The sequence below is a fragment of the Chitinophaga varians genome (genome assembly GCF_014529945.1).
GTDB lineage: Bacteria > Bacteroidota > Bacteroidia > Chitinophagales > Chitinophagaceae > Chitinophaga > Chitinophaga varians.
Map to the genome: position 1 here is coordinate 1,733,116 of NZ_JACVFB010000001.1, position 15,777 is coordinate 1,748,892.

Annotated in this window: 12 protein-coding genes and 1 riboswitch; of the genes, 7 read left to right on the forward strand and 5 right to left on the reverse strand. The window is 48.7% G+C overall.

What is annotated here, in order from left to right; genetic code table 11:
- Positions 1–276 precede the first annotated feature (276 nt).
- Positions 277–2,466 (forward strand): bifunctional alpha,alpha-trehalose-phosphate synthase (UDP-forming)/trehalose-phosphatase, encoded by a 2,190-nt coding sequence (locus tag ICL55_RS06625; RefSeq protein ID WP_188095235.1) that lies wholly within the window; start codon positions 277–279, stop codon positions 2,464–2,466.
- Positions 2,467–2,590: 124 nt separating this feature from the next.
- Here ICL55_RS06625 and ICL55_RS06630 read toward each other — a convergent pair whose 3' ends face one another.
- Positions 2,591–4,372 (reverse strand): glycoside hydrolase family 15 protein, encoded by a 1,782-nt coding sequence (locus tag ICL55_RS06630; RefSeq protein ID WP_188095236.1) that lies wholly within the window; start codon positions 4,370–4,372, stop codon positions 2,591–2,593.
- Between the two features lie 130 nt (positions 4,373–4,502).
- Here ICL55_RS06630 and glk point away from each other — a divergent pair, with 130 nt between their 5' ends.
- The 3 genes from glk to ICL55_RS06645 all read left to right on the forward strand — a co-directional run bounded on the left by glk (position 4,503) and on the right by ICL55_RS06645 (position 7,469).
- The gene (glk, locus tag ICL55_RS06635; RefSeq protein WP_246496160.1) at positions 4,503–5,528 is read left to right on the forward strand and encodes a glucokinase; all 1,026 of its coding nucleotides are present in this window, start codon (positions 4,503–4,505) and stop codon (positions 5,526–5,528) included.
- A gap of 9 nt (positions 5,529–5,537) precedes the next feature.
- Positions 5,538–5,611, forward strand: a riboswitch (Fluoride riboswitch).
- 46 nt (positions 5,612–5,657) lie between these two features.
- The gene (locus ICL55_RS06640) at positions 5,658–6,947 is read left to right on the forward strand and encodes a voltage-gated chloride channel family protein (RefSeq protein ID WP_188095238.1); all 1,290 of its coding nucleotides are present in this window, start codon (positions 5,658–5,660) and stop codon (positions 6,945–6,947) included.
- Between the two features lie 81 nt (positions 6,948–7,028).
- The gene (locus ICL55_RS06645; protein ID WP_188095239.1) at positions 7,029–7,469 is read left to right on the forward strand and encodes a VOC family protein; all 441 of its coding nucleotides are present in this window, start codon (positions 7,029–7,031) and stop codon (positions 7,467–7,469) included.
- A 61-nt stretch (positions 7,470–7,530) separates the two neighbouring features.
- Here ICL55_RS06645 and ICL55_RS06650 read toward each other — a convergent pair whose 3' ends face one another.
- The 4 genes from ICL55_RS06650 to ICL55_RS06665 form a co-directional block, all read right to left on the reverse strand.
- Positions 7,531–7,803, reverse strand: a complete 273-nt coding sequence (locus ICL55_RS06650) for a hypothetical protein (RefSeq protein ID WP_188095240.1) — start codon at positions 7,801–7,803, stop codon at positions 7,531–7,533.
- A gap of 38 nt (positions 7,804–7,841) precedes the next feature.
- Entirely contained in the window at positions 7,842–8,105 is a 264-nt protein-coding gene (locus ICL55_RS06655; RefSeq protein ID WP_188095241.1) for a hypothetical protein, read from the reverse strand.
- Positions 8,106–8,941: 836 nt separating this feature from the next.
- Positions 8,942–9,733, reverse strand: a complete 792-nt coding sequence (locus ICL55_RS06660) for an SDR family NAD(P)-dependent oxidoreductase (protein ID WP_188095242.1) — start codon at positions 9,731–9,733, stop codon at positions 8,942–8,944.
- Between the two features lie 54 nt (positions 9,734–9,787).
- A complete protein-coding gene (locus ICL55_RS06665) occupies positions 9,788–10,369 on the reverse strand; it encodes a TetR/AcrR family transcriptional regulator (protein WP_188095243.1) in 582 nt (193 codons plus the stop codon).
- 135 nt (positions 10,370–10,504) lie between these two features.
- Here ICL55_RS06665 and ICL55_RS06670 point away from each other — a divergent pair, with 135 nt between their 5' ends.
- From ICL55_RS06670 to ICL55_RS06680, 3 genes are all read left to right on the forward strand, one after another.
- Entirely contained in the window at positions 10,505–11,101 is a 597-nt protein-coding gene (locus tag ICL55_RS06670) for an RNA polymerase sigma factor (protein ID WP_188095244.1), read from the forward strand.
- A gap of 83 nt (positions 11,102–11,184) precedes the next feature.
- On the forward strand, positions 11,185–12,210 hold the full coding sequence (locus tag ICL55_RS06675) for a FecR family protein (RefSeq protein ID WP_188095245.1): 1,026 nt from the start codon (positions 11,185–11,187) through the stop codon (positions 12,208–12,210).
- 112 nt (positions 12,211–12,322) lie between these two features.
- Positions 12,323–15,760 carry a SusC/RagA family TonB-linked outer membrane protein gene (locus ICL55_RS06680; RefSeq protein WP_188095246.1) on the forward strand — a complete coding sequence of 1,146 codons (3,438 nt, stop codon included), beginning with the start codon at positions 12,323–12,325 and terminating at the stop codon, positions 15,758–15,760.
- Positions 15,761–15,777: the final 17 nt, after the last annotated feature.

The following is a 15,777-nucleotide window of genomic DNA, read 5'->3' on the forward strand; positions in this document are numbered from 1 at the left end:
TTATTTTTATATGTCAGGAAACACCGGCGTAGCAAGTATTTCGCAGGAAGGGGAGATATTTCCCTTCCTTTTGCCCTTGAAAACCACTATCTTGTGTAGATCACCCTTTACAGGAAAACCCGCTATCCCACTCCGGATAAGCCCTGTTGATGAACCACAGCCGCTTTAGCAGCATTATATTTATTTATATGTATCGGTTCCGCTCTTTTGGGTGTGCTATTTGTTTTGTTGCTGCTCACAGATCACGTAATTGATAATTAGAGATATAAACTGACTATGAGAAAGACTATTATTGTATCGAACAGGCTACCGGTAAAAATTACAGAGAAAGACGGTGAATTTGCACTGCAGGCCAGTGAAGGTGGATTGGCTACCGGTTTAGGATCTATTTACAGAGAAGGGAATAACATCTGGCTGGGATGGCCCGGACAGGAAATCAGTGATCCGAAACAACAGGAGAAAATCACCAAACAGCTCAGGCAGATGAACCTGATGCCCGTTTTTCTCACCCAGGATGAAATCAATAATTTCTACGAAGGATTCTCCAATGAAACACTATGGCCGGTGTTCCATTACATGTCTGTGTATGCCCGCTATGACCAGGGCTACTGGGATGCCTATTACCAGGTAAACAAAAAGTTCCGCGACATCGTGATGCAGGTGGCCGAACAAGGCGATGTTATCTGGATACATGATTATCAGCTACTACTGTTGCCTGGCATGTTGCGCGCCGAGATGCCGGAAATATCCATCGGCTTTTTCAATCATATTCCTTTCCCGTCGTACGAATTGTTCCGCCTCATTCCCTGGCGCGCGGAACTGATAGAAGGAATGCTGGGCGCCGATCTGATGGGCTTTCATACATTCGATGATACCCGTCACTTCCTCAATGCTGCCAGCCGTATCCTGCCGGTCAATACCAGCGCCAATGTCGTTTCCTATAACGATCGCATTACTGTGGTGGAGACATTCCCGATGGGGATCGACTTCAATAAATTCTCTGCCCTTGGGCAAAACCCGGAGGTAAAACACCAGTTGCAGAACCTGAAAGATAATTTTCAGCAGGAGAGGATGGTACTCTCTATCGACCGGCTGGATTACAGCAAGGGCATCCTGCAAAGGCTACAGGCCTTTGAGCTATTACTTCAGTTGCATCCGGAGTACGTCGGTAAAGTTGTCTTGTATATGATTGTTGTGCCCTCCAGGGATACCGTGCCGCAATACAAGGAGCTGCGGGATGAAATCGATAAACTGGTGGGTAACATCAATGCCCGGTTCCGCACGCTGAGCTGGCATCCGGTACAGTATTTTTATCGTTCTTTCCCGGTGGAGGTGCTGTCCGCCCTTTATAACTATGCAGATATCTGCCTGGTAACGCCCATGCGGGACGGGATGAATCTCGTCAGCAAGGAATATGTAGCCAGTCGTAATAATAATGACGGCGTCCTGATTCTCAGTGAAATGGCCGGGGCATCTAAAGAGTTGATGGATGCCATTATTGTTAATCCCAATAACATCGGGGCCATTACCCGGGCTATTGTGGATGCATTAAACATGCCTTTGCCCGAACAGGAGAGGCGCATGAAAGCGATGCGGCAAGTGGTCTCCAAATTCAATATCAACCACTGGGTAAAATTATTTATGACCCGCCTGGAGGAAGTGAATCAGATACAACAGAATATGCTGGCCCGTCGCGTAAACCAGGAAACCGCGGTGATGATACGTCAGCAGTATCGGCAATCCAAAAAGCGGATCATCTTTCTGGACTACGATGGTACGCTTGTGGGATTTCAGACCAACATCGATATGGCGGCGCCAGACCCGGACCTCTACCAGTTGCTGCGGGAGCTGGCCAGTTTCCCCGGCAATGATATTGTCATGATCAGCGGCAGGAAACACGAAACGCTGGGAGAGTGGTTTGGCCACCTGCCGCTGGACCTGATCGCAGAACATGGCGCCTGGCAGAAGACAAAGGAAGGAGAGTGGTACCAACTTCCGGGGCTTACCGACAAATGGAAGCAGGAAATATACCCGATGCTGGAACAGACGACCGATCGCACTCCCGGGTCTTTTGTGGAAGAAAAGAGTTACTCGCTGGTATGGCATTATCGTAAAGTGGAATCCGGTTTGGGCGAACTGCGTGCCAATGAGCTGATGAATACCCTCCGCTATTATACCCAGGAGAAAGGGCTACAGGTGTTACCGGGCGACAAGGTGATTGAAGTAAAGAATATTGAGATCAATAAAGGTAAGGCTGCCCTCAGCTGGTTAAATCACAAAAAATATGATTTCATTATGGCGATGGGGGATGATGTGACGGACGAAGATATTTTCAAGGCACTGCCGGCGAAAGCGATTACTATTAAAGTAGGAAGCCAGGTGTCTGCAGCGCAGTATTACCTGCGGAGCTATCATGAAGTGAGGCACCTGCTGCGCACCTTGAAAACAGTTCATTTAGATATTTAGGGGTTTTGATATTTAGATATTTTATCGGCGGCTTATTAAAATGAAATTTATATATAATTATATTATATGTGTTTCACACGACAAGACGCCGATAAAATATTTAAATTATAAAATATCAAAATTTTTAAATGAATATTGGCTTATCCAGTTTCATCGCAATACGATAGGCCGCATTCATCAGGCCTACATGGCTATAAGCTTGTGGAAAATTACCCCATTGGCTGCCGGTAGCGGATTCCACATCTTCGCTAAAGAGCAGGAGGTGGTTGGAATATTGCAGTAGTTTACTGAATTCACGTTGTGCATCATCGAGACGTCCCACACAGGCGAGCGCTTCCACATACCAGAACGCACATACGAGAAACGTGGTTTTAGGTAATCCGAAATCATCGGAATGGCGGTAGCGGTAAAATAGTCCTTCCGGCGTTTTCAGTTCCTTTTCCAGTCCGGCGAGATGATCACGGGCCCGTTCAGAAGCAGGGTCCAGATAGTTCATCATGATAAGCTGCAACGTACTGGCATCGAGATGTTGGCTGCCTGCGGCGTTGGTATATACTTTCCGTACGGGATCATAGCAGCTTTCAATATGAGCGGCAGCACGGTTTTTCAATGCAATCGCCCTGTCAATCAATTCTTCATTGCCAATGGTGCGCGCCATTTTTTCTGCGGCGTTGCAACCGGCCCACTGAAACAAGTTCGTATAACAGTGAACGTTAGCCATGTTCCGGAACTCCCAGATACCAGCGTCCTTTTCATCGATCGTACGTTCTATTTTCTTCAGCAGGAGGTTGATCCACCGGTCAGAGTCCTTTCTTTCCGAGAAAATAAAACGGTGGTCGGTATACAGGGGCAACATAGAAATCAGCACCTGTCCATATATATCATTCTGTATATGCTCGTAAGCCTGATTACCTATTCTCACTGGCTGGTTGCCCATATAGCCATCCAGATGGGGGAGGATGGTCTCTGTCAGTTCCTTCTTCCCGGTAATGCCATATAGCGGCTGATAGCGGAAATCACCGGAGAAAGAGATATCAGTGATATAGCTGAAGTACTTCTCCATCTCCTCAAAGTGACCAATATGGTTCAGGGCGGTAATCACATAATAGGTATCACGCATCCAACAATAGCGGTAGTCCCAGTTGCGACCGCTGTCCGGGAATTCCGGGAGGCTGGTTGTACTGGCGGCAATGATAGCGCCGGTATCCTCGTTCTGGTGTATTTTGAGCGCCAGCGCGGCACGGATCACATAAGGCTGGTGGTAACCAGCGATGGAGGAATGTTTAATCCAGGTACGCCAGTAGGCGACGGTTTCCCGAAAGAACTGTTCGGCTGTGCTGGTCAATGGGGCCTCCAGGGGCTGACCGTAGGTGAGTATCAGGTACTTTGTTTCATTCAGCACAAAATATTCTTCCTCAAAAACATAGCTGACGGCTATGTTGGTGGTCAGCCTCATTTTATCGTCACATCCGGCAAATTCAATGTGGTTGCTGCCTCGCACGGGGTGTAGCTGTGCTGCGCCGTAATCGCAGGTAGGCGTGCATTTCACGCGCACACGGGGAGAGCCCTCCAGGGGTTCCACCTTCCTGATCAGCATCAGCGGCTTAAAGAAACGTTCATATTGCAGGAAACGGGGAGCAAAGTCGGTCACCCGATAACTCCCCTCATGGGTAGTGATTTCTGTACAGAGAATGTTGGTGTTCTCCATATAATACTGATGGGAGTCGAAATCACCGTTGGGCAGGATGGAAAACGTACCGCCTTTTTTTCGGTCGAGCAGCCCGCCAAAAACGAAGGAGCTGTCCATCCGTGGCCAGCAGAGCCAGTCTACATTAGTGTCTTTGTTGATATGCGCCAGGAATGCGCAATTGCCGATAAGTCCAGTCTGATAGGTATGTCTTTCCATTAAAAATCAATTTATTGGTTTTACATTTTTTTCAGAAAATTGTTCAACCAGGGGCAAATGCTGTTCCAATTTGACTATTTTTAGGAGATAAGTTTACGATGTTATGCAGACGATCAAAAAGCAGCACTATTTGCCAAAGTTTGTAGCACCCGTATATGAGCAGGGGGAAGATCTGTATTTGCTGGCAGGCGATCTGGGTGGAACGAAGACCAATCTCGCCTTGTTCCGGCTGGCCGGTGGCGACCTGGACCTGGTGCGTGAAGACAAGTACGCCTCGCGTGATTATGCCAGCTTCTCAGAAATCATTCAGCATTTTATCAGTCAGGGTGAACAAGCACCACAACGTATATGCATTGGCGTGGCCGGACCGGTGGTAAAGGGAAAAGTGGAGCTGACCAATCTGGCCCGTGAACTAAGTGAGGAAGAGATCCGGCAGGCGACAGGTATTCGTGCGGTAGCTTTGATCAATGATCTGGAAGCCACGGCTTATGGCCTGGCCACCTTATCACCCGGACAACTGACCACCCTGCACCGCGGCGCTGCCGATAACAGTGGCAACATGGCCATCATCGCTCCGGGCACGGGGCTGGGCATGGCCGGGCTATACTGGGACGGGCAGTATCATCATCCATTTCCAACGGAGGGAGGACATGGTGACTTCGCGCCCAGAACAGAGCTGGACATCGCACTGCTACGTTATCTGCAGGAAAAATATGAGATCGCCAGCTGGGAGCGTGTGATTTCAGGGCCTGGTATAGTGACCATCTATCAGTTCCTGCGGGATGTAAAAGGCATGGAAGTGCCGGCGGCGCTGATGGCTGAAATGGTTGCGGGCGATGATGCCGCTGTGATCAGCAAGGCAGCAATGGAGGGAAGAGTGCCTGTTTGTATGAAGACCATGGAACTGTTTGTTCGTTACCTGGCCCGTGAATCCTGTAACCTGGTATTGAAGATGAAGTCTACCGGAGGGCTGTTCCTGGGAGGAGGAATTCCTCCCAAAATAGCGCGGTTGCTGGAAACGGGAGAATTCTATCATCATTATATGCAGGGCGACCGGATGGCCGAATTACTCACCAGTGTACCCATACATATTGTCAATAATGATAAGTCAGCCCTCTGGGGCGCAGCATATTATGCTGGATTATTAGCAGATTAGTTTTATTTTTGCGGCACAGGAAATGGTGTCTTCCTGCTCAGAACCGTTTCGGGTCCTCCGGAACTGATGGCGCCTACAAAACGAACCTGACGATGCGAAAGTGTCGTCGTAAACTGCTGTTTGTAGGACATGAAACAACACAAGAATAAACCGGAACAAGTAACAGTAGCGTATCAGCTGCTGAGGTGGACAGTATTGGTATTACCTGTTGCCCTGATTGTTGGCAGCCTGGTAGCCCTCTTTTTATGGTTGCTTGATAAAGCCACCAACATCCGTTTTGAGCATGGATGGCTGCTGTATCTATTGCCAGTAGCGGGCGTACTGATTTATTGGTTGTACCGCCTGGGTGGTAAGAACGCTGAGAAAGGCAACAACCTGATCATGGACGAGATACACCAGCCGGGTGGCGGTGTGCCCGCGAGAATGGCGCCGCTGGTATTGCTGACCACCGTCATCACCCATCTGTTTGGCGGTTCCGCCGGACGGGAAGGTACCGCGGTGCAGATAGGTGGTAGTATGGCCGCCTGGATCGGGAAAACGCTGGGACTAACCCACAAGGATATACGTATTTTATTAATGACAGGTATCGCCGCAGGGTTCGGAGCCGTATTTGGTACACCCATCGCGGGGACCGTTTTCGCCCTGGAAGTACTGGCCATCGGCGCCATGCGATATGATGCGCTGGTGCCCTGTCTGATTGCCGCTGTGCTGGCCGATGTGGTGTGTGCGGCCTGGGGGATCTCCCATACGCATTATGAGATATTATATACCGGTACACACCTGACGCCTTATGTACCTTTTGTGAAGGCCGATCTGCTGCTGCTGCTGAAAGTAATTGTTGTGGGCGTCGCTTTCGGGCTGACCAGCTTTTTATTCTCCTGGCTGATACATGCCATCAAACATAACGCGAACACCTATATTAAAATACCCTGGTTGATTCCTGTAGTAGGTGGCCTGATGATCATCGCCATGACTTTTATCGTTGGCACCCGTGACTATCTGGGATTAGGCGTTTACAGCCAATCACCTGATGGCATCAGTATTGTCAATGCTTTTAAGGATACCGGTCATATTTCTGACTGGAGCTGGCTGTGGAAGCTCGTTTTTACAGCCGTGACGCTGGGAATGGGATTTAAAGGAGGGGAGGTGACCCCCCTGTTTTTTATGGGCGCCGCGCTGGGCCACACATTGGCCATATTACTCGGCGCGCCGGTTGACCTCTTCGCCGGACTGGGATTCATCGCTGTATTTGCCGGAGCTACCAATACTCCGCTAGCCTGTACACTGATGGGTGTCGAACTCTTTGGCGCTGACCACGTGCTTTACTTTGCGGTAGCGTGTTTTACCGCTTATTATTTTAGCGGCCATTCCGGAATTTATGCCTCTCAGAAGTTGATTGTATCTAAATTTGAACGATAAAAGAGCCATGGTGGCTTATTTGGGTGCTAACAATTTTGTTAGTCCGATGTTCGTGTATTTATCTTGTAGTATGTTTGCCCTATGAAGAAGACGAATATCACCGGCATTCATCATCTTGCCATCCAGGCCAATGATTTCTTTGCCACCTGCAGATTTTATGAAGAGCTGGGCCTTGAGCCATTTCATACCTGGACGTTGCCAGAGTATAACATTACAAATGCCGCGCTGCTGCAGATTCCAGGTACCGGGTCGTTTATAGAGATCTTCGATAAAGATGCGCATATTGCCACGCAGGGGCGCCGCAAAGCACCCGGAGAAAGCGTTGTGGCAGGCGCATTGTTGCATTTGGCGCTCACCGTAGCGGATGTAGAAGCGGCGTACGCTCACGCATTATCTCTCGGCGCTACGAGTTGTGTTGCACCTGGGGAATTATCGCTGGGTCAGCCGCCCTTGAAAGTTCGTAACGCACTGGTGTACGGGCTGGATGGAGAAGTGATTGAATTCATCGCTTTTATGGCATAATTTTTTTCACCGCCGGAGCATGGGGCCCGGCGGCACTTTTGTTTGTTCCCGTGTTTAATCGTTAAGGCTTATGTAATGTATAAGTGGTAACCCCGCCGGAATCAGTCGCCGTTCCATACAAACAATTTACTCCAACCAAAGCCGTGCAACCCGAAGCCACTTTGGCATCCTCAATTGATTTCGCTGTGTAGACCCGGTTGAAAGGAGCTTCATACTTATACCAGTTAAAAAGGGTGGCGTTTCTGTTGCCGGATCCCTGACAGGTAGATGCGTATGCGCCACCAAAGCCCGCAACAGCGGAAAGAGCAGCGAAAGCAATTTTAATCTTTTGCATAACGATAGTTTTTAAGGGATGTAAATAGTGGGTACTTTTTACTGCCAATTGCGGTACAAATACACCTCTCTGCCAAAATTGGTTTTTCCGATCAGGCAGACATCGTAAAGCGCATTACAGCCTGAGAATAATATAGCATCGTCGATAGTCGCGTCGAAAACCTCCACGCTGTCCGGCGTGTACCATTTGTATACTGTAAATATCCGGTCAGTTGAACCATGGTAAGCGGTCGTTGAGGCATAAGCGCCGCCAATGCCTATAATTGCGATGACGGCAGCTATAACGGTTGATATCTTTTTCATTAGTGGGTGTTAGGTTAGAAGATAACAGAAAAAATAGGTCGGGCTGGTAATATAAAGATAGGGCATGGCGCTGCGTTGAAAAGACGAGTGGAATCACCCCAATTATCACCCAAAATTAAAGGCGCTGAGAATCGAATAATCCGTACTTCAGTACAGTGCAAATTCGTATAAACGAGCCACAGAGGCTTCATTTCAAGTCAATTTCCGCCCGTTTCGTTAGAAACTTATTCGCTGTTGGGAAGTTCAAATTCCAAGCCCTCAAATATTCCTATAATAAACATTATGTTAAATATAGAAATCCATTAAAAAGAGAAGATTATAAATAGCCGACAGTTTATATGTAGTCCGGTCGTTATTTGACTTAAGAATCAGTTTTTTAGGGCTTCGGGGCAGAATTTCTCCACCGATGGCCGCCTGATCGAAACGAGGACACGAACTATATGGCTTTTCCTCTTCTCTCCCATACAAAATAGTAACGCAATGCGCGTGATCACGGGACTGTCAAAGAACTAGAAACAGGTTAGAATACACTATACAACAGATGTATAACGCAAACTGCCCTATCAACTAAAGTAGCAAAGGTTAGAAACGATTATGCCAGCTGTAAGCGCTGGAAAAATGAAGGGTTAGCAATGATCCCGGGAAAAGATCTCCCGGAAAGGATTTGGCGAAGATACGATTTCCGCATAAGCCCACCAATTTCGAAGTGGCTTATTTCTGATTATTGATATAACCAGCACCTATATACGAAATAAACGATTCTCAGCTTGTTCAGGAGTATTTTACGAAGGCGCTGAGAATCGCATATTTCTGACGAACCTTAAGCTCAGCCCGGATTACAGCGTTCTCAGCACACCACCGTCCGCCCGTATAGAGGCCCCATTAATGGCCGCCGATAATGGGCTGGCAAGATATACAGCTAAGCTGGCAATTTCTGCCGGCTCTATAAAACGTTCGAGTAATGAATGAGGATTCGTATGCTGCATGATCTGCTGTTTTATCGCGGCTACGGGAGACTGATGTGTAGCGGCGATATGTTCCACTGCCATGGCAACGCCTTCTGAATAGGTAGGGCCACCGAGAATCGTGTTGACCGTCACCTGTGTTCCTTTGGTCAATTTCGACAGTCCGTTGCTAAACGCCATCATGGCCGCTTTGGAGGTGCCGTAGTGCATCATGTTTTCCGGGATATTGACCCCTGACTCACTGCTGATGAAAACGATACGGCCCTGGTTGCGGGACAGCATTCCCTGTAGTACGTGTCGTGAGAGCCTTACCGCACTCATGACATTTACATTAAACATATGGAGCCAACGTTCGTCCGTTATTTCCATAAAATCTCTCACTTCAAATATGCCCGCATTGTTGACGAGAATATCTACTGCAGGCAGCTGTTGCAGCAACGATTCCATCTCTTCCGGGATGGCCAGGTCCGCTGCAATGCCCGATACCACGGCCTCCGGGCAGCACGCTGTGAGTCTTTGTACGGCCGCTTCTACTTTGACTGGTGTTCTTCCATGAATAATGACCCGGGCACCTTCCTGTGCCAGCTGCTGTGCTATCGCGAATCCGATTCCTTGTGTAGAGCCGCTGATGAACGCGCGTTTTGATGCTAATTGTAAATCCATATTTCGATCTGAATATCTTTTTGTAATGATCATTACAAAAATTGGTAAAAAATTTTAAGTCAGGACGCTGAGCTGTATATCAATCAGTTCTTTCAGCTTCTCCTTGTTGGGATGCATTCTCCTGGTCACGTTAAGCCCGTTCCAACAGGTGATCAGGTATCTTCCTAAAACAGCAGCATCCGCAGGATTGGCAATAGTGCCAGCCCGCTGGGCCTCCCGGATGGTCTCCGTAAACATCCGTTCCACGTCTTTCAGAATATTCACCGCCTCCGCCTCCAGGTCGTTGTCTACAAAGGCAAGGGCAGTCACGGTGTTGGCCACAATGCAACCTCTCATATGGGTGTGTTCATCTGCTGCGGCCAAACTCCTAAAAAAATCTTTGATCAGCTCCACCGGCGCCTCGTGTTTTTTCATCTCCTTTTTAAACGCCAGAAAGGCTTCCCGCCGCTGCTGCAGCGCTTTTGAAAAGAGCTCCTTCTTTCCGCCCCTAAATGTGTTGTACAAACTACCACTCCCCATCTGTGTGGCTGTCTGCAGATCCTGTAAAGACGTAGCACTATATCCCTTCTCCCAGAAAACCTCCTGGGCTTTTAAGATAACTTCGTCATTGTCATGTGTTGTTGGTCTTCCTCTCATTTTTGTAATGATCAATACAAAAATAAAAAAGTCTACCGTTCTGACAAAAAATTTTCTGTTTCTTCCCTGTTATCCACCGTCTACACATTGGTCTTCAAGATAATAACCGGAAAATTTCTATCTTTAGCCCAGCTGATGGACACTAATGAACAACGGAATATCAACGTTATATTTAATGCTCCGGAGTCCGCAGAGGCGGCAGCCGCTTATAAGGATTATTACAAGCAGTTGTACAACTACGGCAGGAAACTGACGGACAATAATAGTCTGATAGAGGACGCCATTCATGACGTGTTTGTATCCTTATGGCAGGCCCACAGCCGAAACCCAGCCATAGATGCCAGCAAAAGTTATGTGTACAGCAGCTTTCGCCGCAAGTTGTTCCGCTATCATGAGGACGCCATCAGGCGGATGCAACGCGAAGAGCGCGCCAGCCACGCCAATACTCCCGAATTTAGCGCGGATCACTTTCTGATTCTCCGCGAACAGGACCAGCAGCTGAAAACAGCGATACAACAGGCTTTGCAACAACTCACGCCACGGCAGCGGGAAGCCGTCTACCTTCGCTTCTATGAAAACATGCAGTACGATGAAATTGCTACGGTAATGGATATTTCCGTTAAAGCCACCTACAAACTCATGGCCCGTGCACTGGAGGAGCTGAAACAATTGGTTAACATCCCCTTCTACCTGCTGCTACCTATGCTTCGGTTATTGTTTATCCGGCAGTAACAAATTTTTTAAAAAAACTTTTGTTTTCATGGGGTAATATCTCCCTGTGCAGACTTATATATCAGTAAACAGCGAAAATCAGGATGCAACGCGACCAACCGGACCATGAAACATACAGTGTGACCGCTCTTGTGGGTGACCCTTCTTTTGTGAGATGGGTATTACAGAACGATCCAATAGCAGCGGCACAATGGAAAAAATGGATGTCAGGTGCTCCGGAACGTGCTGCTATGGCGGAGACCGCGAGGCAATTGCTTTTACAGATACGTTTTGTAGCACATCAGCCAACAGAAGAAACATTAACCGCATCGTATCACCGGTTCTCGCAGACGATCTCGCAACTGCGCCACGAACCCGTTAAACGCAGACGCCTATACGCTTTATTGTCGTGGCGCAATGCTGCCATCTGGGCTGGCTTGCTGGCCTGTGTCGGCACCATAGCCTGGTACACCTGGCGGGAAAAAACCACCCTGAAGGTCTCCACCGCTTTGGGGGAAACCAGGCAGGTCGTACTCCCTGACAGTTCACTTGTTATGCTGCAGGCCAACTCCACGCTGACCTATCGCCGCTCTCCCAATGGACAACTACGGGAAGCCTGGCTCCATGGCGAAGCTTATTTCCGGGTGAACCAGGATAAGAAAGCCGCCGGCTTTGTAGTACATACATCTGACGCCGATGTTACCGTACTGGGCACCACCTTCGATCTGAAGCAACGCCGCCATAGGACCGCTGTATTCCTGCAATCGGGAAAAGTCCGTGTCGATTTTCATGATCCGCAGCAGACAAGCAGGATCCTGTCGCCCGGCGACCTCGTGGAATACGACGCACAGGACAAACAGGTTTCTTCCTCCAGAACAGACAGCAGCTATAGCAGCTGGGTACAGGGAAAACTCACACTGGTAGACGCCCCCCTGTCCGACATCATAGACATTCTGGAAAATAACTACGGAGAAAAAATAGTAGTAAACGATGATAAAATCAGGCAAAGAAAAATAGAGGGTATTATATATCTGGAGAACAAAGCAGACATTCTCTTTATTATCTCCAATGTCCTCGACATACAAATCAGCCGCAGAAACGATACTATGTATTTCAGTAACCGAAAATAAAAATTGTAACAAACACCAATCATTCAGTCCGGAGCACACCCACCATACGCGCTGACTGTATGCAGAACAAGGACTAGCGACAGCTAACCAAAATCATAAAAACCAACTAACGATGAGGAAAGTCTTATTCTTCCCTATGGGAATGGTATTGCTTTGCCTGAACGCCACTACCCTTTCGCAACGGGCCATGGCACAGCAAACCGTACCAACCGGTAAACAACGGCAGGAAAAAATGACCGTGGATGTGGCATTAAAAAAGCTGGAAAAGAAGTACGGCGTCACTTTTGTTTATGACAAAACACTGGCCGCCGAAAAATACACTTCCTTTAATCCGGAACACGCCGGCAGCCAGAGCGTGGAAGACCAGCTGAAGGCGATCCTCTACCCTAACGGGCTGTTGTTCCTTTATATTAAAAAGGACTACTATGCCATCACGGTCAATAAAGACAAAAGCAATAACATCCTGGCCGCAGACGGCACTCCCAAAGGAGACGATGCATCACAGCCGCTTCCGGCAGTTACGGTATCTCCTGCAAGAGGACGTGTAACAGATGAGAAAGGCGCCCCCCTGGAACGGATCAGCGTACAGGTGGCAGGTACTACCAGTGGCGCCTATACGGACGCAGACGGCGTGTTCAACATACCCAATGCGGCCAATAAAAAATTAATGATCAGCGGCGTAGGCTACACACCACAGGAAATACAGACCTCCGGCCCCGCACCGGTAAATGTAAAGCTCATCAGCTCCTCCAAAGAACTGACAGAAGTCGTGGTAGTAGGTTATGGCGAACAAAAAAGAGCCAAAGTGGTGGGCGCTGTCAGCACTGTTAGCAGTAAAGAAATCACAGAAGCACCTGTGGCAAGGGTCACCGACGCATTGGCCGGACGTGCGCCCGGTTTGTTTGTCTCCAAAGCCAGTGGCGCCCCGGGCAAAGGTTCTACTTTTTATGTCCGTGGCATCAGCACCACTAACAACTCCGAACCACTGGTGGTAATTGACGGCATCCCCAACAGAAACCTGGACGATCTCGCCCCTGCTGATGTGGAAACCATTTCCGTACTGAAAGACGCCTCGGCTATTGCGGTATACGGCGCCAGAGCGGCCAACGGCGTTATCCTCGTTACTACCAAAGGCGGCCGGTCTGGTAAACCCGTTATCAGTTTCAGCGGCAACCTCACTGTTCAGCAACAAACACGTCCGCTCAAACCACTCGGCTCCTACGAATATGCTCAACTCTACAATCAGGCACTCAAAAATGAAAATAGCTTCAATCCCGCTTTAGGAAAGGGCTATACAGATGAAGTGCTCGAAAAATTCAGGACTGGCAGCGACCCAGATCGTTATCCAAACACGGATTGGTATAACGATATACTCGCTCCCACTTCTGTACAACAACGGTACGATCTGTCTGTGAGCGGCGGCAACGAAAAAACACGCTATTTTGTATCTGCCGGCTATAACAATGAAGGTGGTTTCTACCCGGCGGTAAATTACAAACGATATAATGTCCGTACTAATCTTCAAACCGAGATAGCCAAAGGCCTGTTGTTCGACGTTAAAATGGCGGGCATCATGTCTGACAGCAAAGACACCCGCAGTGGCGGGGCCCAGATCGTGAAAATGGCAATCTCCAGTCCCCCCTATTATGTTAATCAATTCAGCAACGGACTATACGGGTTTGTCCCGGCAGCCAGAGGTAACGCCTATCAGCAGTCCAGAGGGGAAGATGGTTACATGCAGAACAACAATAACACCTTTACCGGAACACTCTCCTTACAATACAAGCTGCCATTCGTAGAAGGCCTGTCCTTCAAGGGCACCTTCGCGTACGACAGGAACGTGCTCAACACCAGAAGCTTCTCAAAGCCTTATGCATTGTATACGATGGACAACGCGGGTGTAATGAAGAAGGCCAACAACCAGCCGGCTGCTCCTGAGCTGTCAGAGGGCACCAGACAAAACTATTATGCCACCAGCGAGTTCTCCGTTAACTATGACCGGTCATTTAAAGACCATCATGTAGGCGGTATGCTGCTCTATACGCAGACTGTTTTTAATGAACGTTACTTCGGCGCCACCGGCAGAAATTTTGTATCGCCGGCACTGGAAATACTCAATGCCGCTGACCCTACCAACGTATCGGTAGCGGGAACCGCCAGCCGTCAGTACAGACAAGGGGTTGTTGGTCGCTTTACCTATGACTACCAACAGAAATACCTGCTGGAGATGAACTTCCGGTATGATGGATCCGACATCTTCCCACAGGGCGGCCGCTTTGGCTTCTTCCCTTCTGTGGGCGCCGGCTGGGTAATCTCCAAAGAGCACTTCTTCCCGCAAAGAAGTCTTGTTGATTATCTCAAATTACGCGGGTCCTGGGGACAGCTGGGTAATGACCGCGTAGATCCTTACCAGTTCCTCGCCAGCTATAGCCTGGTAGGTGCGGATAAATATGGTGTCAGCCACGGCTACTCTTTCGGTGGCACCAATCCGGTATACTATCAGGGCCTGGAACAGAATGTACTGCCCAACCCCAACTTCACCTGGGAAAAAGCAGTCATGAGCAACGTAGGCTTCGATATGCAGTTATGGGACAACCAGATCAGTATCACTGCTGACTATTTCTACAAACGGACCAAAGACATCCTTGCTCCCCGTGCGCAGGCCGTACCAGATGTTGTTGGTATTAAGCTGCCGGTAGAAAATGCAGGGATCGTAGATAATCGTGGTTTTGAGATCAGCGTTGGTTACAACGGCAAAGCGGGCAAGTTTACCTACTATGTGAAACCTAATGTCACTTTCGCCCGCAACAAAGTAGTGTATTATCCTGAAGCCAGCACCATTCCTGAATGGCAGCGCTTAACCGGCAAGCCTATTTCCATGAAGCCCGCTGGTAACGCCTATAAACCGAAATTCGTATCAGATGGGCTGTACCAGTCGCAGGCGGAAGTAGAGAAAGGCCCCAAACCGCTGTATCCCAACGTTGCTGCAGGCGACATCAGGTATGTAGATATTGACGGGGATGGCAAAATTACCAACAACGACAAGATCGTAACTGATAACGGCGGTTATCCTGAAATACAATATGGTATCGCTATGGGCGGCCGCTATAAAGGATTTGAGCTCAACCTTCTCTGGCAGGGAAATGGTAACGTCATGGCTTACGTATATGGCGCTTATTCCTTCCCATTCACTGCTGACGGGCATCCGCAGGAGATACACAAAGACTACTGGACACCGGAGAATCCCACCGCTACCTTTCCGAGGTTGTCCATTACCTACGCCAACAATACAGAGAACTCCGATTACTGGCTGCACAACGCATCTTTCATCCGCCTGAAGAACGCCGAGCTGGCCTATAATCTGCCTGACCAATGGCTGCGCCGCGCAGGCATCAGGGGTGTAAGGGTATACCTCAATGGCAATAACCTGCTCACCTTTAGCCCACTGAAACAAATAGATCCGGAAATAGATCCGGTGGCAGCTGCCAGCAATATTGTCCCCTATCCGATCATACGGAGCTACAACGCTGGCCTCAACATTCAACTGTAAACAACCAATAACAGCCA

What these genes read in the sequence shown, in the direction of transcription:
- ICL55_RS06625 (WP_188095235.1), top strand. Translation starts at nt 277, where the DNA reads ATGAGAAAGACTATTATTGTATCGAACAGGCTACCGGTAAAAATTACA.
- ICL55_RS06630 (WP_188095236.1), bottom strand. Translation starts at nt 4,372, where the DNA reads ATGGAAAGACATACCTATCAGACTGGACTTATCGGCAATTGCGCATTC.
- ICL55_RS06640 (WP_188095238.1), top strand. Translation starts at nt 5,658, where the DNA reads ATGAAACAACACAAGAATAAACCGGAACAAGTAACAGTAGCGTATCAG.
- ICL55_RS06645 (WP_188095239.1), top strand. Translation starts at nt 7,029, where the DNA reads ATGAAGAAGACGAATATCACCGGCATTCATCATCTTGCCATCCAGGCC.
- ICL55_RS06650 (WP_188095240.1), bottom strand. Translation starts at nt 7,803, where the DNA reads ATGCAAAAGATTAAAATTGCTTTCGCTGCTCTTTCCGCTGTTGCGGGC.
- ICL55_RS06655 (WP_188095241.1), bottom strand. Translation starts at nt 8,105, where the DNA reads ATGAAAAAGATATCAACCGTTATAGCTGCCGTCATCGCAATTATAGGC.
- ICL55_RS06660 (WP_188095242.1), bottom strand. Translation starts at nt 9,733, where the DNA reads ATGGATTTACAATTAGCATCAAAACGCGCGTTCATCAGCGGCTCTACA.
- ICL55_RS06665 (WP_188095243.1), bottom strand. Translation starts at nt 10,369, where the DNA reads ATGAGAGGAAGACCAACAACACATGACAATGACGAAGTTATCTTAAAA.
- ICL55_RS06670 (WP_188095244.1), top strand. Translation starts at nt 10,505, where the DNA reads ATGGACACTAATGAACAACGGAATATCAACGTTATATTTAATGCTCCG.
- ICL55_RS06675 (WP_188095245.1), top strand. Translation starts at nt 11,185, where the DNA reads ATGCAACGCGACCAACCGGACCATGAAACATACAGTGTGACCGCTCTT.
- ICL55_RS06680 (WP_188095246.1), top strand. Translation starts at nt 12,323, where the DNA reads ATGAGGAAAGTCTTATTCTTCCCTATGGGAATGGTATTGCTTTGCCTG.